This is a genomic window from Janthinobacterium sp. SUN176, assembly GCF_030587335.1.
GTDB lineage: Bacteria > Pseudomonadota > Gammaproteobacteria > Burkholderiales > Burkholderiaceae_D > Janthinobacterium > Janthinobacterium kumbetense.
This window is the reverse complement of record NZ_JAPWIA010000003.1, coordinates 84,084-109,508: the sequence shown is the minus strand read 5'-3', so window position 1 is coordinate 109,508 and position 25,425 is coordinate 84,084. Positions and strand designations below refer to the sequence as shown.

The window sequence follows — 25,425 nt, the reverse complement described above, 5'->3', positions numbered from 1 at the left end:
GAATTACGTCAATGCGGCGGCCACGATGCGCGTGGCGGCCGTGATGATGTCCTGGTTCGTGTCGGCTTTTTTCTGTTCGCGCGTGTAGTACACGGTGATGATCAGCGGCGCGCCGCTGGCCGGGTAGGCCACGCCGATGTCGTTGACGCTGCCATACGCGCCCGAACCCGTTTTATCCGCCACCTGCCAGCCGGCAGGCACGCCGGCGCGGATGCGCTTGTCGCCCGTCGTGTTGCCGCGCATCCACGCGTCCAGTTGCTGGCGCTGCGGTGCCGGCAAGCTATTTCCCAATAACAATTGCTGCAAGCTGTGCGCCATGGACGCGGGGCTGGCCGTGTCGCGCACTTCGCCGGGGATGGCGCTATTCAATTCCGTTTCCCAGCGTTCCAGCTGGAACACCGTATTGCCGATGCTGCGCGCAAACGCCGTCACGGCTTGCGGTCCGCCCAATATTTTCATCAAGAAATTAGCCGCGCTATTGTCGCTGTACTGCAAGGTGGCGGCGCACAGGTCGGCCACGTTCATGCCGTCGGCCAGATGCTTTTCCGTGATGGGCGAATACGTGACCAATTCTTTTTTCTCGTAGCGCACGTGCAGGTCCAGCAAGCCCGGCTGGTTGACGCTGCGGGCCAGCACGGCGCCCGCCAGCATCGCCTTGAAGGTGCTGGCCAGTGGAAAGCGTTCGTCGGCGCGATAGGCAACGCGCTGTTCGCTGCCGTGGCGCCAGGCGGCAACGCCGAGGCGTCCGCCTGCGGCCTGTTCCAGCGCGGCCAGCTGCGTCTGGGCGGCGGCGATGCCGGTGGCGGGCGCGGCAAACAGCAGCGGTGTCGGGCACAGCAGGGCGGTGCCGCCGGCCAGCAGGAGGTGGCGGCGGACGTGGTTCAGGGATTCAGTCATGGTCGGTCAGTGTTGTTGGAGTGGAAAGGGTGGCCAGCAGTTCGCCGATGGCAAGCAGGTTGGCCGGTTTGGTCAGATGGTGGTCGAAGCCGGCCGCACTCGACTGGCTGCGGTCGTTTTCGGCGCCCCATCCCGTCAAGGCAACGAGCACGACGTTGGCGCCGGCCGGTATCCGGCGCAGCGCGCGCGCCACTTCATAGCCGTTCATGCCGGGCAAGCCGATGTCGAGGAAGATGACGTCCGGTAAAAATTGCGGCGCCACGGCCAGGGCTTGTGCGCCGTCGTGGGCCACTTGCGTGGCATGGCCCATCATGTCGAGCACGGCGGCAAGGGTATCGGCCGCATCGACATTGTCGTCGACCACCAGCACGCGGAAATGCGGGCCGCCGGCGGCACTGGCGGGCGTGGTCACTGTTGCGGGCGCTGCCGCTGCCTCCGCCAGCAGGGGCAGGCGCACGCTGAAGGTGCTGCCCAGGCCGGCGCCGGGACTGGCCGCCGTGGCGCTGCCGCCATGCAACTCAGCCAGGCGCCGCACCAGCGACAGGCCGATGCCCAGCCCGCCCTGCGCGCGGCCCATGTTTTGCCCCACCTGCGTAAACATGTCAAACACGGTCGTGATCGACTCGGCGGGGATGCCGACGCCGCTGTCCTTGACCTCGATCAATGCCTCGTTGCCATCGCGCCGCGCGCGCAAGCTGATCTGGCCGCCGGCCGGCGTGTACTTGGCGGCATTGTTGAGCAGATTGCCCAGCACTTGCGCCAGGCGCGTGGGGTCGGCCTCGAGCGGCAGCGCTTGTTCATCGACTTGCACCTGCAATTGATGGCGGCTGGCCTCGATCAGCGGCATGCTCGTTTCCACGGCGCTGGCGATGATGGTTTTCAAGTCCGCGCGTTCCAGCTTGAGTTCGATCTGGCCCCGCGTGATGCGTGCCACGTCCAGCAAATCATTGACCAGATGCACCATCTGATTGACTTGCCGTTCCATCACGTCGCGCACTCTCGCCACGGTGGCGGGCTTGTCGGCGGCCAGGCGCATGATTTGCAAGCCGTTGCGGATGGGCGCCAGCGGGTTGCGCAGTTCGTGCGCCAGCGTGGCCAGGAATTCCGTCTTGCGCCGGTCCATTTCGGACAGGTTGTCGGCCAGCTGGCGCAATGGCTGCTCAGAGCGCTTGCGCTCGCTGATGTCGCTGAACAATACCGTCAGCAGGCGGCTGCCGGGGCCGCCCAGGCGCGCGGCAAAGACTTCGAACCAGCGCTCCATGGCCACGGCTTCGTTTTCGTAGCGCACGGGCTCGCCGGTCTTGACGACCTGGTCGTACATGTCGAACCAGTGCTGGTCATGGTCGGGCACGAAGCTGCGGATGGTCTTGCCGATGGCATTGTCCAGTCCTGATTGCTTGACGAAGGCGGGGTTGCCTTCCAGGTAGCGGAAATCGACGGGGCGGCCTTGCTCGTCGTACAGCATTTCGATGACGCAAAAAGCCTGGTCCATCAGGTCGATCAGGGTGCGATAGCGTTCCTCGCTGCGGCGCAGCGCATCTTCCACCTGTTTCTGGCGCGTGATGTCGAGCAAGACGCCGGGCAATTGCAGGGGAGTGCCATCGGGCGCGTATTCCGCGCGGCCCCGCGCGATGACCGAGCGGTACTGGCCATCGCCGGCGCCGACGCGGTAGCTGGCCTCGAACGGCGTGTGCGCCTGCAGCGCCTGGGCAATCTGCACGCTGACTTGCTCGCGGTCATCGGGATGGATGATGTCCAGGTAGCGCGCCAGCGGCGCCGCCGTGGCCGCATCGGCATTGACGGGGAACAAGCGCGCCATATTGCTGTCGGCCGTGACCCGGTCGGCAACGATGTCCCAGTTCCAGGTGGCCACTTCGCCGGCCGCCAGGGTCAGGCGCAGGGTTTCCTCGTTCTGCTTGCTGGTCGTCAGGTCGAGCGAGATGCCGGACAGGGCGATCACGTTGCCGGCGCCATCGCTGGCGCAGGTGCCGCGCATGTGCGCCCAGTGCAGTGAACCGTCGGGCCAGCGCACGCGGATGTCGATTTCGAAATCGCTGGCGCTGGCGATGGCCGCGTGCACCACCGTTTGCCAGTGCTGCAGGTCGCCGTCGAGCATGGCGCCCGTCAGCTGCGCGTAATCGATGCGGCTGTCAGGCGGCAGGCCCAGATTCGCCTTGAAGGCGTCGGAGCCGGCCATGCTGCCGCTGCCCAGGTCGATCTCCCACGTGCCCATGCGGCCGCCCTGCATGGCCAGACGCAGCCGCTGTTCCGTCTGCCGTTGCCGCGTCACGTCGCAATGCGAGCCCAGCCATTCAATGATGCTGCCGTCGGGCGCCAGCACGGGCAGCATGCGCACGAGCATGTTGCGGTAGGCGCCGCTGACGTGGCGCAGCCGGTATTCCGCTTCGAACACGCTGGTCAGGTGCGATGGCATGACGTAAGGCAAGTTGCGGTCGTCCGGATGCAGGGCATTGACCCAGCCGCGGCCCAGCAGTTCGGCTTCGGTCTGGCCCGTGAAGGCGCGCCATGACGGCTGGTCGGCATCGAACTGGCCGAAGGTTTTCGTGCTCCAGACGATGTCGCAATGGGCGCTCAGCAGCAGATGCGCCGCCTGGGCGGCGACGGTGGAGGACGGGACGGCGTTGCTGGGCTGGCTGGGTTCTGGCATGGAGGCTATCGATGATGGTGCAGGGGGCCGCCGCCGCACTGGAATGGGGCGGTCTGGCAACTTCATTCTGGCGATATTACAACTATTTTTACCCTCGGGGCTGTCTCGCAGGGCAGCAATTCCGCTTTCGGCTGGCCTGGCGAAAAGGTGCGTCACGCGGCATGGCATCGGAGGAAATAGCAAGGCGAGCACGCTATTGTGGCTGAATAACCACTAGTCTGGCCTTTATGTTGATGAATGAATATTTTACATAACAATATTCTTGCAGCGCATAAGGCGCTTGAATTAAATTGGCGCCTTACTTAAAAGTTGGTGTTCATCAGACATCCCGGAGATGCGGCCAGAACCGCTGTCAGCTTGGACGACAGCCAGGGCAGAGCCAGTGACGCCGAGAGCGGAGAAACATCCGCTTGCGCTGTTGCACCGAAATGGTGCAAACGATCATCCAGCGCCGTACATAACCCGGAGACAGGTTTCGCAATTCTTTTTTAAACTTCTGGGAAACAACATGATCAAGATGTCCAAGATGCACAAGCGTTTGTGCGCCAAAAGCGCTGCTATGCTGGTACTGTCCGCTGCCTTGCCTATCGGCTCGGCTTATGCTGATGAAGTCGCTGCTGATACGACCCCTGCCGCCAGCCAGCTGGAAACCGTGACCGTGACGGCGCAGCGCCGCAAGGAAAATATCCGCGACGTGCCCGTCTCCGTGTCGCTGCTGCGTGATGAAAAGCTCGACGTGCTGGTGTCCGGTGGACAAGACATTCGCGTGCTGGCCGGCAAAGTGCCGAGCCTGAACGTGGAATCGTCGAATGGCCGCACTTTCCCCCGCTTCTATATCCGCGGCTACGGCAATACCGACTTCAACATCTTTGCATCGCAACCTGTTTCCCTGATTTACGACGATGTCGTGCAAGAAAATCCTATCCTCAAGGGCTATCCGATTTTCGACGTGGCTGGCGTGGAAGTGCTGCGCGGCCCGCAAGGCACCTTGTTCGGCCGCAATACGCCTGCCGGCGTGGTCAAGTTCGAATCCGTCAAGCCGAACCTGGACAAGGTTGAAGGCTATTACAACGTTTCCGCCGCCACGCACAACACCACCAATTTCGACGGCGCCGTCAACGTGCCGCTGAGCAAAGAATGGGCCATGCGTGTTTCGACCTTGCGTCAGCACCGCGACGATTACGTCGACAACACGTTTACGGGCCAGAAAAATGCGCTGGACGGCTACAACGAACACGCGGAACGCGTGCAATTGATGTATGCGCCGAACGGCACGTTCAACGCCCTGTTCAACGTGCATCAGCGCAGCACCACGGGCAGCGCGCGCGTGTTCTTCGCCAACGCCATCAAGCTGGGCACGAATGACCTGGTCGACGGTTTCAATCCGACCAAATCCTACACCGATGCCTTGAATTTCCAGGAACTGCGCACCAATGGCGCCAGCGCCCGCCTGAGCTGGGAACTCGACGGCGTCAAGCTGTACTCGATCACCGGTTTCGAACGCGTGGGCAAGTATGTGTCGCATGGCGACATCGATGGCGGCGCAAAAGGCATGGTGCCAGCGATTCCATTCCCGGTGGAAACTGCTGGCGGCATCAAGAGCGTGAAACAGTACTCGCAAGAATTCCGCGCCGAATCGAAAAATGCCGGTCCGCTCAATTGGCAGGCTGGCGTGTACTACTTCAACGAAGATGCCAACGGCTACACGGATAACTTCGGCGGTAGCGACCATGCGCTCGTTTCGCACCTGGCCAGCCGCCAGAAAAACAGTGCCTGGGCCACCTTCGGTTCCGTCAACTATGCCGTCAACGATGACTTCGTGCTGCGTGCCGGCTTGCGTTACACCAAGGACAAGAAGGATTTCAACACCGTTGAAGCGGACCGTATCGTCCAGATTTCTCCGACCAGCGCCGATGTCAGCAAAGCTAAGGTCAACTGGGACCTGAGCGGTACCTACAAGTACAACAAGGACGTGAACTTCTACGGCCGTGTCGCTACCGGTTTCCGCGCGCCAAGTATTGCGCCAGCCAGCGACAAGGTGTCCGTAACGGTTGCCGACGCGGAAACCATCACCTCGGTCGAAGCGGGCATCAAGGCCGACCTGTTCGAGCGCCGTGCCCGCGTTGCTTTCAGCCTGTACAACTATCAGGTGAAAAACCAGCAACTGACGGTCGTTGGCGGCACCTCGAACGTGACGCGTTTGATCAATGCAGCCAAGACGAATGGCCGCGGCGCGGAACTGGAACTGGAAGGTTTTGTCACGCCTAGCCTGAAGATGTCCCTGGGCGGCAGCTACAACTTCACGGAAATCAAGGATCCGAGCCTGTCGGTGGCCACATGCCGCAGCTGCACCGTGACCGATCCGAAAAACGCCGCCGGCTTCGCCATCATCAATGGCAATCCGTTGCCGCAAGCGCCGAAGTGGACGATCACCGCCACGGGCCGTTATTCGATCCCGATGGAAAACGGCGAATTCTTCGTCTTCACGGACTGGGCTTACCGCAGCAAGATCAACTTCTTCCTGTACGAGTCCACCGAATTCACCGGCAAGCCGATGGTCGAAGGTGGCTTGCGCGTGGGCTACACCTGGGATGCCGGCAAGTATGAAATGGCCGTTTTTGGCCGCAACATCACCGACACCCAGCGTATCACGGGCGCCATCGACTTCAACAACCGCACGGGCTTCATCAATGAGCCGCGTCAGTTTGGCGTTCAATTTAAAGGCAACTTCTAAGAACACATAAGCAAACCTACTGCGCGTCGCGATTTGTGGCCTGAGATGCTCACTGCCTCGGCGGCCCCGTGCCAAGCACAGTTGCGCGTCTTGGCCGCAACTCACTGCCGCTCGCTACGGTTTTCTTAAGTGTTCGGTTCCAGGTGCCGGCCATGTGCTGGCGCCTGCATTGCTACCCGCCCGGTTCGCCGCGGCGGGTTTTTTTATGGATGCTCGGGAAGCTGCGCCAGCCGCTGCGCCCAGGCGGGAATGGCTTGCCGCCAGAAGTCTTCCACCTTGTCGGCGCGCACCTCGAGGCCGAGGAAGCGGGCCGCCGGCAGCAGCGCCGACGCCAGCAGGTCGGCGGCATTGCTTGCCGTATCGAAGGCGAGGGCGCCAGTCTGCTTGGATAGCTTTTCGCCGCTGTCGTTCGTGACGACAGGCACGTGCAGGAAACCGGGGTGGGGCAAGCCCAGCACATCCTGCAGATACAGCTGGCGCGGCGTGGAATCGAGCAAGTCCGCGCCGCGCACCACCTGCGTGATGCCCTGCGCGCCATCGTCGACCACGACGGCCAGCTGGTACGCCCAGTAACCATCGCCGCGCAGCACGATGAAGTCGCCCACCTCGCTGGCCAGGTCCTGCCGCTGCGGACCCGCCCAGCGGTCGGCAAAAGCGTACACCGCGTCCGCTCCCTGCGGTACCCGTACTCGCAAGGCCCGCGCCGCCTTGCCCGGCGCCAAGCCATGGCGGCAAGTGCCCGGATACACGGCGGCCCCACCCTTGGGGCCTCCCGCCTGCAGCACCGAATCCTGGATTTCCTTGCGCGAACAGCCGCACGCATACACGAGACTATCGTCCTGCAACTGTTTCAGCGCCGCCTCGTACAGCGGCAAGCGCTTGCTCTGCCACGTCGCCTCGCCATCCCACAGCATGCCGCAGCGCTGCAGACTGGCCAGGATGCCCAGATCGGCACCCTCGACATTGCGGTCATAGTCCAGATCCTCGATGCGCAGCAGCCACGTTCCTTGATGCACCTTCGCATCGAGATAACTGGCCATGGCGGCAACGAGCGAACCCATGTGCAGTGGGCCGGAGGGCGAGGGGGCGAAGCGGCCGATGTGGGGGACGGGCGTTGAGGTCATGCAAAAATTTTTATGAAAATCTGATGTGCTGGTGTCGCAGAGTTGATTGGCATATTGTAAGTCTGCAATGGAAAGTATCGTTCAGAGTGAAAAGTAAGTCAAATTCGAACTTGATTTTTTAATTTTTTGCTCTTAAAAATAGTTTTTTAAATTGTCTTCCATGCATACTAATATAGATAGTGGCAAATAATTGATGTCGTAAGATTGTGAGGGTCATAAAATGCATCTACCTCGCCCCATGATCCAGATTGTGGAAGAGTAAGTTGGAAGTTTTCAAAAAACCATCCCCTCATTTTTTTCGTGTATTTCCCTTCCGGTTTTGATTGAATTTCATTAGTATTTTTTTCTGGTCCAATATCCCAGAATTTTATATGGCCATTATTTTTTTCAAAAAAAACAATTGCAATTATGGTTTCTTTCGGTTTATTTTCGTTTTTTAATGTTGTCTTGTAAGATATTATCTCGCCATCTCTTTTTATCCAATCCTTCCATATTTGTTTTTTTGATTGTGATAGTAAATCATTTCGTTTCATACCTCTGAATAAGGTAATGAATTTTCCGATATTGATGGATCCGTCAGTAGTATTTATTTTCATAATTTATCTCATTTTAATTTTATTTTTGGACCAATTTTTACAACCTTGGTTTTGAAATCGGATAGGAAAAATTGTTTGCCTCCACCATTGCCAAAAATAGTGGCATCTTGAGCCATTGCAATGCTAGTTGCTACACACGTATCTTTTTTAACTTTATAAGCCTGTACGTCTGGACGATAACCAAATTTTCTATGCGGTAATACTTGCAGTAATTCACCTAGCTTTGACTTGCTTCCAGATGCTTTTGTCAATGTATCATCGTCAAAATAAAATCCTGATTGTCCTGGAACTCCTCCGTAAATAATGGTATTTGCTTTCAAGATCGTATTTTTCCAGTTGTCTCTACCTTTGTATATACCATGTCCTTGCCATTGGCTTGCCCAAGCTGCTGGATTTTTGCCAATACATGGATCGCAATTTGTATTTTTATTGCATTTTTTTGATAACCCTAGTGGGTCGACCCAACCAGTTGGATTTGTTGCATATCTATAGCTATTTAATCCTCCCAGTAATTTGATGGGATATTGCGTCAGGTAACGTCCTGGCTCAGGGGCATAATACCTATAGCGATTGTAAAACAGCCCAGTCTCTTGATCTTCATACTGCCCCTGAAACCGCAGCGGCTGCTCGATTTCCCCTTCCACATGCAGCAAGCGCCCCCAGGCTTTGTAGCGCCCGCTCCAGACTACCTTCCCTTGCGCATCCGTCAGCTCGCGTGGCGTGCCCAGGTGGTCGCAGTGGTAGTGGGTGATGCGGTCGTGTGCTGCCGCGTCGTCAGCTGCTGCCTGGATACCTTGCCATGCCGATACATGATGCGCTTCAATGTCCTCCTGTTCTTGCGCAATGGCTGCCTGCAGTTCGGCGTCGTGCAGGGTGGCGGGTAAATCCCACTGTGCGATGCGCGGCAGGTAGACCGCACTTGCCTGGCGGCAGGTTGGCGAACTGATCCTGGCCAGCGGCACGAAGCTGTCCGGCTCGTACAAATATGTGACCGTTTCTTCGTGCCCAAGTTCCTGCGCCAGCGTGTCGCCGTCCCAGACGAAGAAGGTGGTGGTGGCGTTCTTGCGGGCGGGCTGGTCTTTGGTGATGTCTTGCCGATTGCTCCAGCGTGCTTCTTCTACCTGCTTGGCGATGCGGCGGCTGAAGGCGTCATAAAAATAGCGGGCGCGGTGGCGCGACTGGCGTTCTGTCCTAGTGGTGTGGCGGAGGCGGTTTTCGGCGTCGTATTCAAGTGCCAGGTCGCTCCACGTCGATTCCCTGCCCGGTGGATGGAAGCGCTTGCCGGTGGCATTGCCTTGCTCGTCGTAGTCGTATTCCGTATCGCCGTAGCGTTGCAGGACGTTGCCGGTAGCGGGCGCAGTGTCGACCAGATTGCCGGCCGGATCGAAGGTGAAGTGTTCGGCCAGGCCCGCTTGCACGGCGGACAGCAACTGGCCGACGGGGTCATAGGCGTAGCTGAGTTTGCCGAGCGGGGCGGCAGCCGTGGAACCCGTTTGGAAAATAGTGGTCAGGTTGCCTTGCGCATCGTAGTCGAAGCGGCGTTCGCGCACAGGGGCGGGCGCATTGGCGCCGCGTGCCAGGGTCAGCTGGGTGAGCCGCGATTGCGGGTCGTACTGGCGCGTGGCCAGCAAGCCGCTGCTGCCCAGCTGCCGCTGCTTTTCCCGGTGCAGCTTGTCGCGCTCCACGTCGACCACGGTCTGGCCCTGCCACAGCACACCATGCCAGTGGCCGGAGCCATAGCGCAGGGTGTCGATGCGGCGACCGTTCGGCAGGATGGTCTGGATGCGGTTGCCCAGTTCATCATAGGCATGCGTCATGACAAAGCTGGCGTCCGGTACGCGCGGGGCATTCGGCAACCGTGGAGCTTCGGGCAGCGTTTGCATAAAGCAGGCGCTGCGCTCCTCGATCAGCTGGCCCAGCGCATCATGCATAAAGCGCTGTTCGGCTTGCGGGGAGGACACTGCCGTCAGGCGGCCCAGCGCATCGTAGGCGTAGCGCACCATGCCGTCCGCCGTGGTCTTGACTTGCAACAAACCGAGCGCGTCGCGCAGCAACTGCGTGCGCTGGCTGCCGCACTCGGTGGCGGTCAGGTTGCCGGCCTGGTCGTAACTGTATTCGGTGCGCTTGCCGTCGAAGCCTGTTTCCGACGTCAGCCAGCCTTCCGTGTGATACGCGAGCCGGTAGCTTTCGCCCTTGGCATTGATCAATTCCGTCAGTTGCAGCGCGCCATCGTAGCGATACTGCAAGGTCTGGCCGATGGCGTCCGTGCGTTCGACGGGCAAGCCCTGGCCGTTGTAGCGGTAGCGCGTTTGCTGACCGGCCGCATCCAGGTGCAGGAGCAGATTGCCGTCCCCATCATAGGCGTATTGCTCCCAAGTTTGATCGGGCGCCGTGAGACGGATCAGCCGGCCCAGCGCGTCATAGGCATAGCGGGTGGCATGGCCCAGTGCATCGCGGGCTGTTGCCAGCCGCCCCAGTGCATCGTAGCGGTATTCGCTGGTGTGGCCGGAGCAATCCGTGTAGCTGGTCAGCGAGCCCTGGCGGTTGTACTGAAAATGCTTGCTGCCGCCCCTGGCGTCGATCAGTTCCACCAGTTGGCCGCGCTCGTCGTAGCGGTAGCGCGTGACGTGGCCCAGTGCATCCGTGATGCTGAAGGGACGGCCTGCCGCGTCGTATTCGCGCAAGGTTGTGTTGCCCAGCGCATCCGTGAAGGCGATAGGTTGATTTCCGGCATCGTATGCGATGCTGCTGCTGTGTCCCTTGGCATCGGTGCTGCGGGTCAGGTTGCCGGCAGCATCGTAGGCATAGCGCATGGCGGCGCCGTTGGCGTCGATATCGGCCAGCAGCATGCCGTCGCGGTCCCATTCGCGCCGGCCCAGCGAGGCGGTTTTGCCATTGATGACGCGGCGCACTTCGGTGACCAGCCAGTTGGCGTCGAAGGTGTATTCGAGGACGTCGCCGTTTTCCGTGACGCGGCTGGTGTCGTTGTCCACGTAATCGATGCGCGTGTGCTCGCTGCCGTCCTGGGCGCGCGTGGCGATGGCGCGCGCCTGGTAGCTGTTGGCCAGGGTAATGGGGAAACGTTCGGCCAGCTCCGGTTCGTTCAATGGGGAACCGCTCCAGCGGGCGCGCAGCGCGTCCAGGCTGATCCATTCCAGCTCGTAACTAAAACCCGTGTAGCTGCTGCACGACGTGAGCAAATGGTGACGATAGCTGTAGCAACGCGTGTCACCGAGCGCATTCGACTGGCTGATCAGGTTGTGGCGCGGCGCGAAGGGCGCCAGGGTATCGTTCGTCTCGACGGCATAGGCGTAGCGGACGTGGCAGAGGCGGCTGCCGTCTGGCAACACCTCGTCGACTCTTCCGATGTGGATGGCCTTTTCCGACTCCCCGCGCATGGCTTCGAGCACGCCGCCATCGTCGCTGCGCAGGCGCAGCACTACTTCGCCCGGTTTTGCATCGATCAACCGTTCGATGCTGATGCCGCGTCCATCGCGCCCTTCGCTACGCACGAGTGCAAAGCGTTGCGTGGCGACGGGAGCGGTCGGGGCCAGCATGGCGTTGACGCCGTCGTAGCCGTGCGGCAGCCAGCCGCCTTCAGCGTGCGCGTAGCGGTCGACGCTGCCGTCGCGCCACAGCACGGTAAAAGTGTCGGCGCCGTCGCGCGTGAGCGTAAAACCTTCCTTGCGGCTGTCGTACTGCTGGCCCGGTTTCAGGCCAGGCAGGCGCAGGGCGCGGCCGCTGTCATCGTGCAACACGATGCCCGCATCGCACAGCGACAGGCTGGTGGTGTAGGGCGTAGACCAGCGCGCGCCCAGCAAGCCCCAGTCCTCGCATTCGGCGCCGGAACGGTAGCCGCGCGTCCAGGCGATGGGGATGCTGCGTTCGAGCGCGAAATCCGTCTGGTACAGGATTTCCTGTCCCGTGCCGAAATGCACGGGCTTGCGGCCCTTGACGGGTTTTTTTGCGGGCCCGCTATCCTTGGGGCAGCAGTCGGAAGGCGGCTCCGATTTCGGTTCTTTCTTGCCACGGCTCTTGCCGTCGTCGCCGCCGTTTTTCGGGGGAGGTTTGTCGAGTTTTGGCGGTGGCTTGTCCGGCTTTTTGCCGACCAGCTTGTCCTTCACCTTGTTGATGGTCGGCGCCGCTTTTTTACCGAGGAACTTGCTCAGTATTTTTCCACCGGGAATCTTGCTGAAGAGCGCCGTTTGCAGTAATGTGCCTGCCGCATTCGTGACGATGTCCGAGGCCGTATTGAGTAAATCAGGGGTCTTGCCTGTCAATATGTAATCGGCCGCCTGGTCGAGCACCGTGGCCGACGCTTCCATGGCCGTGCCTGTCACAACGGTCGCCGTGCCGGTAACCGCGCCAGTTGCTGCCGCTGTTTCCATCGCGGCAGCTGCCGGCAGGCCAACGCCGGTTGCCGCAGCGCCCAGTCCGGCGACACCCAGCACGGCACTGCCTGTCAGCACGGTGCCCCCCACGTCCACCAGATCTTCGGCGGTGCCATGCATTTTCTTGGAGCCATGATCCTTGTAATCCTGTGTCGCTTCCCGTGTCGCCGCCTTCAGTTCCTTGAGCACGGGCTTGGCCGCTTCCGCGCCCCGTTCATAAATCTTGCCCACCGTATTGCGCGAATTCATCCATACTTCGCGCCCCATCTGCACCAGGCCGGCGCCGTTGGCGCGGTGGATGGGGCTGGCCACCTTGGTGTCGACCTGCTTGCCGACGGTGCCGCTCTTGACGCCGCCCGCCTTGCCGGCCGCGTCGCCCTTGACGGTGGGAATGGTGCTGCGCTGGTGCAGGATGACGGGCTCGCTGTGTGACTTGACGTTGGGCGAGGCGTTCTGTGCTTCCGAGAATTCGCCGATGATGTTGTAGGGAATAGGTGGCGTGCTGGAGCCGACGGGTGTCTTGCAAATATCAGGGCTGAGGCTGACGCAATAGAAGCGCGAAGCCTTGGTGACGGTTTCATTCGTCATGGTTTCTTGCCTTGCCCGGCGGCTTCGCCAAGCGCTTCCTGCGCTTGCTCCAGCAGTTCGATGCGCGCGATTTGCGCCGGCTCCATCACGTGCAGCAAGCGCGACGCGATCTGGCCCGCGTCGGCCGGCACGATGGCGCGCCACACCAGTTCCACGGTGCCCGCCTCGGGATCGACCAGCACCGTATCGATGGCCAGGCGCCAGACGAGCAACTGGTCGTTCTTGTCCGCCAGCAGCAAACACAGCACCTGCCGAGGCAGGGAAAAGCGCAGCACCGTGTTTCCGCGCGGGTCGATGCGGGCCGAGCGATGGTCGTGACGGCACAGATTGGTCAAGGTGAATTGTTCCAGTCCCGCCAGATGCGGGCATTGCTGGTCGGGCGGCGTGCTGTTCCAGTAGGCGAAATCGAAGTCTTCCGGCAGGGCGGGGATGTCGTCGGCATCCCATTGATCCTTGACGACGATGTTGCCGGCCAGCGCGCGGCGCGGCAGCCAGCCACGGCCGATAACGGCCAGCCCCGCCGGCGGCGGCAGTTCCTTGCCGCCGGCGCCTTGCCAGAACTGGGCGGCCGTGCACGGCAACGACGGCTGCGTGATACGGGGCGCGGGCACCTCATCGATATGTTTCCCATCCAGGTACCAGTGCCGCGCGAAACCGCGTCCCAGGGGATTGGCCTGGCAGGAATCGTGCGCCGCCGCGGTGCAGTCATCGGCCGCGATGCGGCATTGCCCGCCATACGCGTAGGCATAGTGCAGCGGCAATTGCAGGAACGCTACCGGTGCAGATAGCTGCCACGGATTGGGCCGCAGCAAGCCCACGGTGGCGATGCGGGCACAGCCTTGCACCAGGCGCGTGAGGGCGGCTTTCTTGCGGAAGGCGCGTTCGCCGCATACCTGCAGGGTCTTGTCGATCAGGGTCTTCTTTTCCGACTGCACCTTCAGGTTGACGAGAAATTGCGGCATCGCCTGGCCGCGCGGCGCGTGCGCCACGCCATTGACGATCACGTCGCAACGCGGTTTATAGGGCGCGAAGTCGCTTTCCTGCACGGTGCCCGCCTGCGTGTCGTCGTCCAGGTGCAGGTCTTGCGTGGCCAGCGGCGACTGGCGCGCCATGGGCAGCAGGCTGGCCAGGCCGTCCGCGCCGCAGGGGCCAAGCATGTAGCCCATGCGCGCCACCACCACATGGAAGGCTGCGCCAAACTGGTCAAGCATGTCGAACTGGCTGGCCGCGTGCGGCGTGCGGTTGTCGAACAGCAGGTTGGGAATATCGAAATGGGCTGTGCCGGCTTCGTTCATCGTCAGCCCGGATTGTTGTCGATGTCGTCGCCATGGATCTGCACCTTCGATCTGCCGCGGATGATGATTTCATCGGCAACGAGTTCGATGCGACCTGGCGTGATGGTGATGCTGGATGTGCCCACCGTCATCGTGTGCGAGTCGGCGGCCGTGAGTGTGCTGTCGGCGCCGACGATGACACTTTTCGCCAGGCCGATCTGCTCGGCCTGTGCCAGCACCACGGTGGTGTTCATGGCGCCGATGACGGTGGTCTGGTAGGCGGCGCCGATGGTCAGCACCTTGGCCAGGCCGATGGTTTCGTCCTTGGCCAGGGTCACCCGTTCCGAACGGTGGCCGTCGATCTGCACCTGGTCGTTGCCGCCCACGTGTTCGCGGCGGTTGTCGCCAATGTCGATGTGTTCGTCATGGTCGACGCGCTCACGGCGGTTGTTGTGCACGGTGATGTCTTCATCGTGGTCCACCGTTTCCGTGCGGTCGCGCTTGACGTGCACGGTTTCATCGCGGTCGACGGTTTTGCGCCGGTCATTGCCCACCCAGTGCGATTCGTCATGCTCGACCTCGATGCGCTGGTCTTTTTCCGCATGCAGCCACAGTTCTTCCGCATCCTTGCGGTCTTCGAAGCGCAAGGCGTTGGCGTGCGCGGTCGAACCTTTCTTTGAGGAACGGCTCAGCATGCCGCTCTGCGTCTTGTTCGCCGGTAGCTCCCACGGCGGCATGTTGCGCGCGTTGTAGACGCAGCCGATGATGAGGGGCATGGCGACGTTACCGTCGAGAAATTGCACGGCCACTTCCATGCCCACCCTGGGCAGGCTGATGTGGCCGAAATTCGGGCCGGCCCAGTTCGATATCACGCGTATCCACGGCGAACTCTTGTCGTCGAAGGTACCCAGGCGGTCCCAGTGGAATTGCACCTTTACGCGCCCGTAACCGTCCGTGTGGATTTCCTCGCCGGGCGGCCCGACGACGGTGGCCGTCTGCACGCCGTAGATCTTCGGTTCGCGGCTGTGGAAATTGCGGCCGGGGCGCCAGGGGATGGCGCGGGCGATGCAGGTAAAGGTGTTGCTGTAGTGCGAAGTGGCGCCGTGTCCTTGCTGATAGTTGTTGCTGGCGTAGTGGTGTACGGACAGGATCAGGTATTCGCTGGCGGCGCTGTCGAAATGCCCGCCCAGGGTGAACCAGCGCCCTGGTTGCGCCGTGCGATCGTTGCCTTGTGCCTCGAACAGCTGTCCCTGGGCGTCGCGCTCTTCCATGCGGCGCCGGGCCAGCTGTTCTCCATCGTCGATGTTTTTAAAACCGTAGCTGCCCGTGTTTTCATACACTTCCAGCGATGGCACGGCGCCCTGACGGTTCAGCGAGTCGCGGCTGGCGCGGGCGCTGCGCGGGTTCTTGAAATTGAAGCTGGCTACCGTCATCTGGCTTGGCGCCATGCGCCGCACGGTGCTCCATTGATGCACGCCATCGTCTTCCAGGGAGCCGGCCTGATGCTGGAAGGGGATTTCACTCAGATCACCATCGATGGGCTTGCCGGATGTGCTGTCGTCGGACAGCCACAAGGTGTGGCCGTCAAGGCGGTGTTCGTAGCGGTAGTGCCAGCCCAGTTGTTCCCAGTGGCGGTGCAACAGGTTGTGGTCGCTCTCGTTGTGCTGGCACGTGTAGGTGATGGCGGGATCCGGACCGCCGGCGGCCAGCTTGTAGTCGCGCATCAGGTAATCATCGAAGACCTTGTCCGTCAGCGCCGCCACCGTCAAGCCGTGGAAGGCGACATTGTTTTGGCGCAAGTGCAGGTGCGACAGCCACGGTTCCAGCACCATCTCGTAAAACGCGAAACCGCCGTCCGTGCGCAGGAAGCGAAATTCAAATACGTAGCCATTGAAGTGGCGCAAGGTGCCGTCTTCGCGCACCAGGTCGACGGTCACCATCTTGCCCATCACTTTGTCGAGCGCAACGCTGGCGTCGTCGGACAGCACTTCCACCACGTAGGAAAAGTCGCGCGACAGGCTTTCGCTCGCGGCCAGGCTGTTGGCCAGGAACTGGATACCGGCGGGGCCATCGCCATGCGGAAAGTGCAGGCGCAGCAGGCGTTGGCCCTGCATGTCGCCCGTTATTGCCGTCCATGCCGCCGTCGTATCGGGGAACTGGCTCATCGTGCATCGCTTCACGGTAGGGATCGTTGGCCGACTGTAGCAATAGCGAACACAAGCGTTTTGCGCGGCCGCAAGGTTCAATCGTTGAATGAGGGCATCAATTGCATTTGGTAGTGCATGTCATCGCGGTGGCGTGGCGCTGCCGTATCGCCGAGGAAACTGTTGCAACCGAGGCCGCCTTGTGGCGCGGCCGTCAGCGCCATTCCCCGCACCTCGCTGGCGCGCAGCACCAGCACGATGTCGTAGCGCACGAGCGGCTGGCCGAACAGCATCAGCATGTGGCGCAGCGCCTGGCTGGCCGGGGCACGGGGCAGGAAGCTGGCGTGCTGCTGCGCCGTGAGCGGGCCGAGGCGCAGGCGCACGGCCAGGTCGGGACGGCGGCAGCGCTCGCCGACGAGGGCGCGCTGGCCCAGCACGGCGTTTTCCCTGCCCAGCGCCGTTTGTTCGCGCGGCGCCAGTACATCCATGGCGCCCGTCGCCTCGTCGATGTGGCAGGGCACGCCGAAATGGTCGCCGAGGATGCGCGCCATGACGATGGACGAGACGTCGTGTTGCTGGAGCAAGCCGCTGTACAGGCCGGCCGCCGCCTCGTCCTGGCCCGGGCGGCAAGCGGCCAGGGCCAGCAGGCGCGACAGGAAGTCGCCCGCATGGCCGGCTTGTTCGATGCGGTATTTTTGCCAGGCCTGGTAAAACAGGGCGACGGCGCGGCTGGAAAACAGGTCGAGAAAAGCGCGCGGGCCATTCTCGCGTTCGCTGTGCTGGTGCGCGGCGATGCGCTCCGAATAGTGGCTGGGCAAGCTGCCCTGGCAACCCAGCAGGCCCATGAAGGCGGGCGTGAGGTGGATGGGCTGGCCGGGACCGGACAGCAACGCTTGCAGCAGGGTATCGGCATCGGCTATGCCGCCGGTCGTGAGCGCCTCGACCTGGCTGGCGGGAAAGCGCAGCGAGACGCTATTGTCGAAGCGCACGAACTTTGCCAGCGCCGTGTGCTCGTCGACGCCGTGTGCGGCCAGCCAGGCCAGCAGCAGGCGCAGCGCCTGGAAGCACTCGAAGCGCTGTGGCGCGTCGAGCAATTGCTGGATCACGCTGGCGTGGCGTCGGCGCTGCGTTCCGGGCATCGCAGGATTTCCTCGCCGCTGCGTTGGGACCGCAGCGTCAGTTGGCTAAAGCAGTTGAGCTGGCTGTTCAGGGCGAAATAGCGCTGCAGCACCTGGGCAAAAATATAGATGCTGCAGCCGACGAAAGCTTGCTCGTCGATGCCCAGGCGGATGGCGATGCCGGGCATCAGCGTGGGAAACGGTACGGTGGGCATCCACGCGCGCGTGCTGCCGTGCTCGAGTGTGAGGATGCCCTGGATCAGGCGTTGCGTGGCGGGCGAGCGGGGCAGGTCGTACAGACTGAGCATTTTCTGGAATTCGCCCAGGCCCGCTTGCGTCAGGCTCGAGTAATTGAGCGACAGGTGCGCAATCAGGCGCCAGTGCGTGTCCGCCTGAAAGCGCATGCTCGGTGACGGTTTGCGCAGGAAGCGCGCGGGGATGCCGTCGGGCACGTCTTCGGCCAGCAGGTCGCCGCCGGGCAAGCCGTAATGCAACTGCGTGGGCAAGTCGCGGTTGCTGCACAGCAGCTGCGTCGAGACGGTGGCGCTGGCCGCGCAGTCCGGGGAGAATTGCGGGTCGATCAGACTCAGGCGCATTTCATGGCCGGGGCTGATGGCGGCCACGGCTTCGTCGCGGCGCGCCAGCCAGTATTGACCATACTCCTGGCCACGCTCCTGGTCATATTCGGCCTGGGCGCCTTGCAGCGAGGCATACAGCGGCAGGAAGGCGCTCAGGCGATCGCCGGCCTGATCCTTGCGCACCACGGTGACGGCTTCGATGCTGTGGATGTCGTAGGCAAACGCATGCGTGGCATCGGCCACCAGGGCGTAGTCGGGCTCGGTATGCGTGAGGCGGATCGGCACGCCGGACTTGGCAAACAGGTTGACGACGGGCGTGCAGCCGAGCAGCAGGTTGTCGCGGCTGGCGCCGGACAAGAGGCGCGCTTCGTGGCTGTCGCTGCGCACGCCCTTGAGCGGCAGGTGCAAGGTGAATTGGCGGCACTGTTTCGGCAGCAGCGGTGCCAGCAGCGACCATCCGATATCGATGAAGTGAAATTTTTCCGGAAAGGCAAAGTATTCGGTCAGCAGGCGCAGGGCCGGGTGTGAACGGGCGGAAATGGGAATCAGCGCGTCGTCGTCCGCATAGCCGGCCGGCGCCAGCAAGGTACCGGCGACGGCTTGCCACGGCCCGTGTTCGTCCAGCGCCACGTAGGCGCCCGCGCCGTGCAGGAACAGGGCGTCGAGCAGGGCCGCGCGCACGGATGGTTCGCCATCGGCAAACAGGCGCAGGCTGGAAAAGCCGGCCTGGTCCAGGTGGTACTGCTCGCTGCTGCTGGTGAACTGAATGCTCAGCAAGGCGCTTGCGCCGGCGGGCAGGCGCAGGCCGGGCGGCGCGTCGAGGAGCGGTGAAAAATGCAGGCGAGAAATGGTCAGCGGCGCCAAGGTCACGTCATACGCGCTGGTGAACTTGCAAGCCACGCCCTGCACCGGCTGCGAGCGCAGCACCGTGCCGCGCGCCACATGCGCAAGCTGGGCCAGCTGGCCGCCGCCCGGCGCTTCGTCGGCGGCGATGCGCACGATGGAGCATGAGGGAAACGGTCGCAGGTAGTGCGGATACAGGGTGTCGAGCAGGGACTGGGTAAATTGCGGATAGGCGTCGTCGAGGCGCTTGGCGACCCTGGCCGTGAGCAGGGCGACGGACTGGATCAGGCGCTCGATGTGCGGGTCTTCGCACGTCTCGCCGGCGATCAGCAGGCGCCCGGCCGCCTTCGGATAGCGGCTGGAAAACTCGCGCGTGTACTGGCGGAACAGGCCCAGCTCACGCTCGTAATACGGCAATAGTTGTTCCACGGTCGCGCTCTCCGCCAGCAGGAAAGCTCCATGCTGGCATCAGGCGCGACAGTGTGTGTTGATGCGTAACAATGAATTTTAGAAATGGTACTCCGCGCGTATCATCGGCGTCTTCGCCGTCTGGCCCACGTTGCCCGTGGTGGCGGGCGAGTTGCCGAACTTGTTCTTCCAGTACTGGTATTCCAGGCCCACGCGGAAGGTGTTCTTGGCGCTGCCCAGGGCCGCGCCCACGTCGAACATCACTTGCATGTCGATATTCGTTTCCACCGCCGTCTTGCGCCCCACTTCATCGTTGCCTTTTGAATCGATGAGATTGAAGAAACCTTCGAACGAGAACAGCGGCGACAGGGGGATGCCCCAGGCGCCCGTCAGCATGGCGTGCGTTTTATACGTGTAGCGGCCCGTCACTTGCGAAATGGGCGGGAAGGCGCCGCTGGGGGCGTTGCTTTCGCGCAGCAACAGCAGGCTGGTGTTGAAGAAACCGGGCACGTCCCACATCAGGGTGGGGCCGGCCACCAGCATGCGCTTGCGCGAGTTGTAGCCGACGTCATTTTTCGTGTTGACGTCGAAGCCCAGGGTGACGCCGACGCCGCGCACGGGGCCGAACTTGATGTCGCTGCCGCGCACCTTGCCGATGTCGATGGTGTTGCGGTAGACCAGGTACGCCTCTTGCGCGCCGGAGGTTTTACCGAGTGCGCCAGGGTCCTTGCTGTCGGAGATCAGGAAATCGAGGTTGACGAAGTTGCTGCCGTATTTGTAGCCGCTGGCGTGCGTGATGGCAAAGATGTTTTTCTTGATGTCGTCCGGATTGAACGGCTCGCGGTAGTCATTGCCGGCGCGCCAGCTCAGCGCGGTATCGCTCCATTCGGCAGCCTGGGCGGTCGCGCCCATGCCCAGGGTGGTAGTGAGGCAGAGCAACAGACACGGTATGGTTTTTGGCACTTTCGGCTCCTGATGGCGGTGTTGGAAAACGGGAAATGAAATAGCAGGGGGCGTAGCCCACATGAAGCGCTGCGATGGGGCATATTGCGCGCCGTTCAATCCATGATGCGAGAAGCGCCGCGTCGGGCGATATGTCTTGGCTGCATACTTACTATCAGTTCTTGCATATAATCATCGCACCTTCTCGCCCTTGCGGGGCAAGGCGGCCGCTGTAAAGCTGATAATTTTTTTCAAAATTGTATACAGGTGTTGTTTTTTTGTGGAAATAGAAATGCGCGCCGCCGCGTCATCCCCCAAGCGCCGCGGATGCCGATACGATAGAGACAACAGCTTGAATTTCTCCACCGGCGACGATGCCGGCGACCTTGCAGCGAGGCACGAAAAAAACAATGACGGCACGCCTGGAATTACTCGATATCAGCAAGCGCTATCCGGCCGTGGTGGCCAATGACGGCATCTGCCTCACCGTCGCGCCCGGACAAATCCACGCCGTGCTGGGCGAAAACGGCGCCGGCAAATCGACCTTGATGAAAATCATCTACGGCGCCGTGCAACCGGACGGCGGCCGCATCCTGTGGAATGGCCGTGAAGTCGAGATCGCCAACCCGTCGGCCGCGCGCGCGCTCGGCATCGCCATGGTGTTCCAGCACTTTTCCCTGTTCGACACTTTGACGGTGGCGGAAAACATCGCCCTCGGCTTGCCGGCCGGTACCAACATGGCGGAGCTGGCGCAGCGCATCGAAGCGACGGCGCGCCAGTACGGCCTGGACCTGGAACCGCAGCGCCACGTGCACACGCTTTCCGTCGGCGAATGCCAGCGCGTGGAAATCGTGCGCGCCTTGCTGGCCAAGCCGCAACTGCTGATCCTCGATGAACCGACGTCCGTGCTGACGCCGGGCGCCGTGGAAAAACTGTTTACCACCTTGCGCCAGCTGGCGGCGGAAGGCTGCAGCATCCTGTACATCAGCCACAAGCTCGACGAGATCCGCGCCCTGTGCCATACCTGCACGGTGGTGCGCGCCGGCAAGAACGCGGGCGTGTGCGACCCGTCGCAAGAGTCCGCGGCCAGCCTGTCGCGCATGATGATCGGCGCCGAGCCGCCCGCCGTCACGCGCGTGGCGCGCACGCCGGGTGCGGTCATGCTGAGCGTGCGGCAGCTGGACCTGCCGAAGAGCCACCCGTTCGCCACGCAATTGACGGATATCAATTTCGACGTGCGCGCGGGAGAAATTGTCGGCATCGCGGGCGTGTCCGGCAATGGCCAGCAGGAATTGCTGGCCGCGTTGTCGGGCGAGGACATGCGCGCGGCCGCCGGCAGCATCGTGCTGAACGGCACGCCGGCGGGACGCTTGCCGCCGGGACGCCGGCGCGCCCTGGGTTTCGGCTTCGTGCCGGAGGAAAGGCTGGGACGGGGCGCCGTGCCCGACATGGGGCTGGCCGACAACGTGCTGCTGAGCTTGCAGACACCCGCCACCATCCGCCACGGCTTCGTGCGCCACAAGGTCATCGCGCAGCGGGCAGCCGCCATCATCGCCCGCTTCCAGGTGAAGGCGGGCGGGCCGCAGGCGCTGGCGCGCAGCTTGTCGGGCGGCAACTTGCAGAAATACATAGTCGGACGCGAAGTCATGCGCGAGCCCACCGTGCTGGTGGTGGCGCAGCCGACCTGGGGCGTGGACGTGGGCGCGGCCGCGCAAATCCGCGCGGAATTGCTGGCGCTGCGCGACTCTGGCTGCGCGCTGCTGGTCGTGTCGGAGGAACTCGATGAATTGTTCGACATCAGCGACCGCTTGCTGGTGATGGCGAAGGGCAAAATTTCACCGTCCCTCGACGTGGGCGAAGCCAGCGTGGCGCAGGTGGGGCAATGGATGAGCGGGCTGTGGCCGCAGGAGGCCATCCATGGCTAAGTTCGCCTTGCGGCTGGAAGCCCGTCCCACACCGTCGCGGTTGATGTCGTGGCTGTCGCCCGTGCTGGCCGTGCTGCTCACGGTGCTATGCGGCGCGCTGTTGTTTCTTGCGCTGGGACACGATCCGCTGGCGGGACTGGCCGTCTTCTTCGTGGAACCCTTGCGTGACGCGCACGGCTGGTCCGAGCTGGGCATCAAGGTGGCGCCCCTGCTCTTGATCGCCGTGGGCCTGGCCATCTGTTTTCGCGCCAACATCTATAACATCGGCGCGGAAGGGCAGCTGACCCTGGGCGCCATCTGCGGCGGCGCGGCCGCCCTGTACCTCGATGACGGCGTCGGCGGCGCGGCCATCATCGGCGTGTCCTTGCTGGCTGGCATGGCCGGCGGCATGGTGTGGGCGGGCCTGGTGGCCTGGCTGCGCGACCGCTACAACGCCAGCGAAATCCTCGTCTCGCTGATGCTGGTCTACATCGCCCAATTGTTGCTCAGCTATCTCGTGTATGGCGTGCTGCGCGACCCGGAAGGGTTTAATTTCCCCCAGTCGAAACTGCTGTCCGACGGCTTGCTGTTGCCGATGGTGATCAGCGATACGCGCTTGCACATCGGCATCGTGTTCGCCTTGCTGGCCTCGCTGGGCGGCTGGCTGTATCTGTCGCGCAGTATTTCGGGTTTTCGCCTGCGCGTGGGCGGTATGGCGCCGGCCGCGGCCCGCTATGCGGGCTTTTCCTCGCGCAAGACCTTGTGGTCATCGCTGCTGATCTGCGGCGCCCTGTCCGGCCTGGCGGGCGCCTGCGAAGTGCTGGGACCGATGGGACAGTTGACGCCCACGGTGTCGCCCGGCTACGGCTTTGCCGCCATCATCGTCGCCTTCGTGGGGCGCTTGCATCCCGTGGGCGTGATTTTTTCCAGCTTCGTCATGGCCCTGTTTTATATCGGCGGCGAACTGGCGCAATCGCGCCTCGGCTTGCCCAGCGCCATCACGGGCGTGTTCCAGGGCATCTTGCTGTTCGCCTTGCTCGCTTGCGACGTGCTGATCCAATACAAACTGCGCTGGAGGAAACATGGATAACCTGGCTTTCACCATCGCGCCCCTGATCGCCGCCAGCATCAATGCGGGCACGCCGCTGATGTTGGCCGCCCTCGGTTTATTGGTGAATGAAAAGGCGGGCGTGGTGAACCTGGGCGCGGAAGGCATGATGCTGGTTTCCGCCATCACGGGCTTTGCCGTGGCCGTCAACACGGGCAGTCCCACCCTGGGTTTCTTGGCGGGGGCGGGCGCCAGCATGCTGCTGTCCGGCTTCTTTGCCTGGCTGACCGTATGGCTGGGCACGAACCAGTACGCGACGGGCCTGGCCCTGTCTCTGTTCGGCGCGGGCGCGTCTACGTACATCGGCTTGAAGTATGTGGGCAACAGCTTGCAGAATGGCCGCTTCGGCATCCCTTACCTGGAAGACATTCCCGTGCTGGGGCCGGCCCTGTTCCGCCAGCATGCGATGGTGTATCTGTCCTTGCTGCTGTGCGTGGCCATCGCCTGGTTTCTGTACCGCACGCGGGCGGGCCTCGTGCTGCGCGCCGTGGGCGAGTCGCCCGCTTCCGCGCATGCGCTCGGCTATCCCGTGCGGCGCATCCGCCTGGCGGCCGTGCTGTTCGGCGGCGCCTGCTGCGGCCTGGCCGGCGCTTTTTTGTCGCTCGTCTACACGCCCTTGTGGGTCGAGGGCATGGTGGCGGGGCGGGGCTGGATCGCGCTGGCGCTGACCACCTTTGCCACCTGGCGCCCGGCGCGCGTGGTGGGCGGCGCCTACCTGTTCGGCGGCATCACGATATTGACTTTCCACGCGCAGGCGCTGGGCGTGCCCATCGCGTCGCAACTGCTGTCGATGCTGCCCTACCTGGCGGCCATCGTCGTGCTGGTGCTCATTTCCAGCAATGCCAATTACATCAAGCTCAACATGCCCGCTTCGTTGGGGAAAAATTTCAATCCCGGAAATTAATCACTCACCACAAGGAAAACCATGTCCAAGAAACTAGTATGCGCCGCCGTTTGCAGTGCTGTTTTGATGCCCGTCATGGCCGCCGCTCCCGCGACGGTGCCGCTGAATGTCGGCTTCGTGTATATCAGCCCCATCGGCGACGCGGGCTGGACCACCCAGCATGACCTGGCTCGCAAGGAAATGGAAAAGGCGCTGGGCAGCAAGATCACCACCAAGTATGTGGAAAACGTGCCGGAGAGCGCCGATGCGGAACGGGTGATCCGCGACCTGGCGCAAACGGGCAGCAAGCTCGTCATCACGACCTCGTTCGGCTACATGAATCCCACCTTGAAAGTGGCGAAGCAATTTCCTAATGTGAAGTTCATCCACCTGACTGGCTACAAGACCGCCGTCAACGTGGCCAACACCAATGCGCGTTTTTATGAAGGCCGCTACCTGGCAGGCGTGTTGGCGGGCAAGATGAGCAAGACCCATGTGGCCGGTTATGTGGCGGCGTTCCCGATCCCCGAAGTGTTGCAGGGAGTTAACGCTTTCACGCGCGGCATGCGCAGCGTCGACCCCAAGGCGGAAGTGAAAGTAGTGTGGGTGAATAGCTGGTTCGACCCGGGCAAGGAGCGCGACGCAGCCATCACCCTGATCGGCCAGGGCGCCGACGTGGTCACCCACCACACGGACTCGACCGCCGTGGTGCAGGCGGCGGAAGAGAAGGGCAAGTATGCGATCGCCTACCACTCGGACATGAAAAAGTACGGTCCGAAGGCGCAACTGGCCGCCGTCACCCACCATTGGGGCGACTACTATACGAAGCAGGCGCAAGCCGTGCTGGACGGCACGTGGAAGTCCAGCAGCACCTGGGGCGGCATCAAGGATGGCATGGTCAAGCTGGAAGGCATCAACGCCGCCGTGCCCGCCGACGTGAAACAGTTTGTATTGGCGCGTGAGAAAGACTTGGTAGCTGGCAAGCTCAATCCTTTCAGCGCGCCGATCAAGGATAACGATGGCAAAGTGCGCCTGGACAAAGGCGTGCTGGACGATGCAGCGCTGACGAAGATGGATTATTTTGTCGAAGGCGTGGCAGGGAAAGTTTCCGGAAAGTAATAGGTTTGAGTATAAACTTGCTGTAATATTGCCGGAAACGGGAGCAGGGCCGGGGATACATGCGCGTTCCCGGCCCACCCACAGAGCAGAGCTTGAACAAGCCCGT

Annotated in this window: 15 protein-coding genes; 5 read left to right on the top strand and 10 right to left on the bottom strand. The window is 62.3% G+C overall.

What is annotated here, in order from left to right; translation table 11 throughout:
- Nucleotides 1-3: 3 nt before the first annotated feature.
- Nucleotides 4-897, bottom strand: a complete 894-nt coding sequence (gene bla / locus O3299_RS21835; RefSeq protein ID WP_305063191.1) for a class A beta-lactamase — start codon at nucleotides 895-897, stop codon at nucleotides 4-6.
- A complete protein-coding gene (locus O3299_RS21830) occupies nucleotides 890-3,565 on the bottom strand; it encodes a PAS domain-containing protein (RefSeq protein ID WP_305063190.1) in 2,676 nt (891 codons plus the stop codon). Before O3299_RS21830 ends, bla begins: the two co-directional genes overlap by 8 nt.
- Nucleotides 3,566-4,073: 508 nt before the next feature.
- Here O3299_RS21830 and O3299_RS21825 point away from each other — a divergent pair.
- On the top strand, nucleotides 4,074-6,299 hold the full coding sequence (locus O3299_RS21825; RefSeq protein ID WP_305063189.1) for a TonB-dependent receptor: 2,226 nt from the start codon (nucleotides 4,074-4,076) through the stop codon (nucleotides 6,297-6,299).
- A gap of 203 nt (nucleotides 6,300-6,502) precedes the next feature.
- On the opposite strand, the gene gluQRS is transcribed toward O3299_RS21825, so the two are convergent.
- From gluQRS to O3299_RS21785, 8 genes are all read right to left on the bottom strand, one after another.
- Nucleotides 6,503-7,423: a tRNA glutamyl-Q(34) synthetase GluQRS gene (gluQRS, locus tag O3299_RS21820; RefSeq protein WP_305054356.1), complete on the bottom strand. Its 921-nt coding sequence runs from the start codon at nucleotides 7,421-7,423 to the stop codon at nucleotides 6,503-6,505.
- Nucleotides 7,424-7,590: 167 nt separating this feature from the next.
- Entirely contained in the window at nucleotides 7,591-8,019 is a 429-nt protein-coding gene (locus O3299_RS21815; protein WP_305054357.1) for a hypothetical protein, read from the bottom strand.
- An 8-nt stretch (nucleotides 8,020-8,027) separates the two neighbouring features.
- Nucleotides 8,028-12,998, bottom strand: coding sequence for a PAAR-like domain-containing protein (locus tag O3299_RS21810; RefSeq protein WP_305063188.1), 4,971 nt, complete (start codon nucleotides 12,996-12,998; stop codon nucleotides 8,028-8,030).
- On the bottom strand, nucleotides 12,995-14,293 hold the full coding sequence (locus tag O3299_RS21805) for a DUF2169 domain-containing protein (RefSeq protein ID WP_305063187.1): 1,299 nt from the start codon (nucleotides 14,291-14,293) through the stop codon (nucleotides 12,995-12,997). The genes O3299_RS21810 and O3299_RS21805 overlap by 4 nt, the downstream gene beginning before the upstream one ends.
- 2 nt (nucleotides 14,294-14,295) lie before the next feature.
- Nucleotides 14,296-16,437, bottom strand: coding sequence for a type VI secretion system Vgr family protein (locus O3299_RS21800; RefSeq protein WP_305063186.1), 2,142 nt, complete (start codon nucleotides 16,435-16,437; stop codon nucleotides 14,296-14,298).
- A gap of 77 nt (nucleotides 16,438-16,514) precedes the next feature.
- Complete coding sequence (gene tssG, locus O3299_RS21795; RefSeq protein ID WP_305063185.1) at nucleotides 16,515-17,555, bottom strand: type VI secretion system baseplate subunit TssG; 1,041 nt, start codon at nucleotides 17,553-17,555, stop codon at nucleotides 16,515-16,517.
- Entirely contained in the window at nucleotides 17,519-19,384 is a 1,866-nt protein-coding gene (gene tssF / locus O3299_RS21790) for a type VI secretion system baseplate subunit TssF (RefSeq protein ID WP_305063184.1), read from the bottom strand. The genes tssG and tssF overlap by 37 nt, the downstream gene beginning before the upstream one ends.
- A 78-nt stretch (nucleotides 19,385-19,462) precedes the next feature.
- Entirely contained in the window at nucleotides 19,463-20,275 is an 813-nt protein-coding gene (locus O3299_RS21785; RefSeq protein ID WP_099379553.1) for an outer envelope protein, read from the bottom strand.
- A 440-nt stretch (nucleotides 20,276-20,715) separates the two neighbouring features.
- Between O3299_RS21785 and O3299_RS21780 the strand changes: the two genes are divergently transcribed.
- From O3299_RS21780 to O3299_RS21765, 4 genes are read left to right on the top strand one after another with little or no spacing between them, the layout of a single operon-like run.
- Entirely contained in the window at nucleotides 20,716-22,230 is a 1,515-nt protein-coding gene (locus O3299_RS21780) for an ABC transporter ATP-binding protein (RefSeq protein WP_305063183.1), read from the top strand.
- Nucleotides 22,223-23,299 carry an ABC transporter permease gene (locus O3299_RS21775; RefSeq protein WP_099665242.1) on the top strand — a complete coding sequence of 359 codons (1,077 nt, stop codon included), beginning with the start codon at nucleotides 22,223-22,225 and terminating at the stop codon, nucleotides 23,297-23,299. Before O3299_RS21780 ends, O3299_RS21775 begins: the two co-directional genes overlap by 8 nt.
- Nucleotides 23,292-24,221 (top strand): ABC transporter permease, encoded by a 930-nt coding sequence (locus O3299_RS21770; RefSeq protein ID WP_099665241.1) that lies wholly within the window; start codon nucleotides 23,292-23,294, stop codon nucleotides 24,219-24,221. Before O3299_RS21775 ends, O3299_RS21770 begins: the two co-directional genes overlap by 8 nt.
- Before the next feature lie 21 nt (nucleotides 24,222-24,242).
- The gene (locus tag O3299_RS21765; protein ID WP_305054365.1) at nucleotides 24,243-25,319 is read left to right on the top strand and encodes a BMP family ABC transporter substrate-binding protein; all 1,077 of its coding nucleotides are present in this window, start codon (nucleotides 24,243-24,245) and stop codon (nucleotides 25,317-25,319) included.
- Nucleotides 25,320-25,425 lie beyond the last annotated feature (106 nt).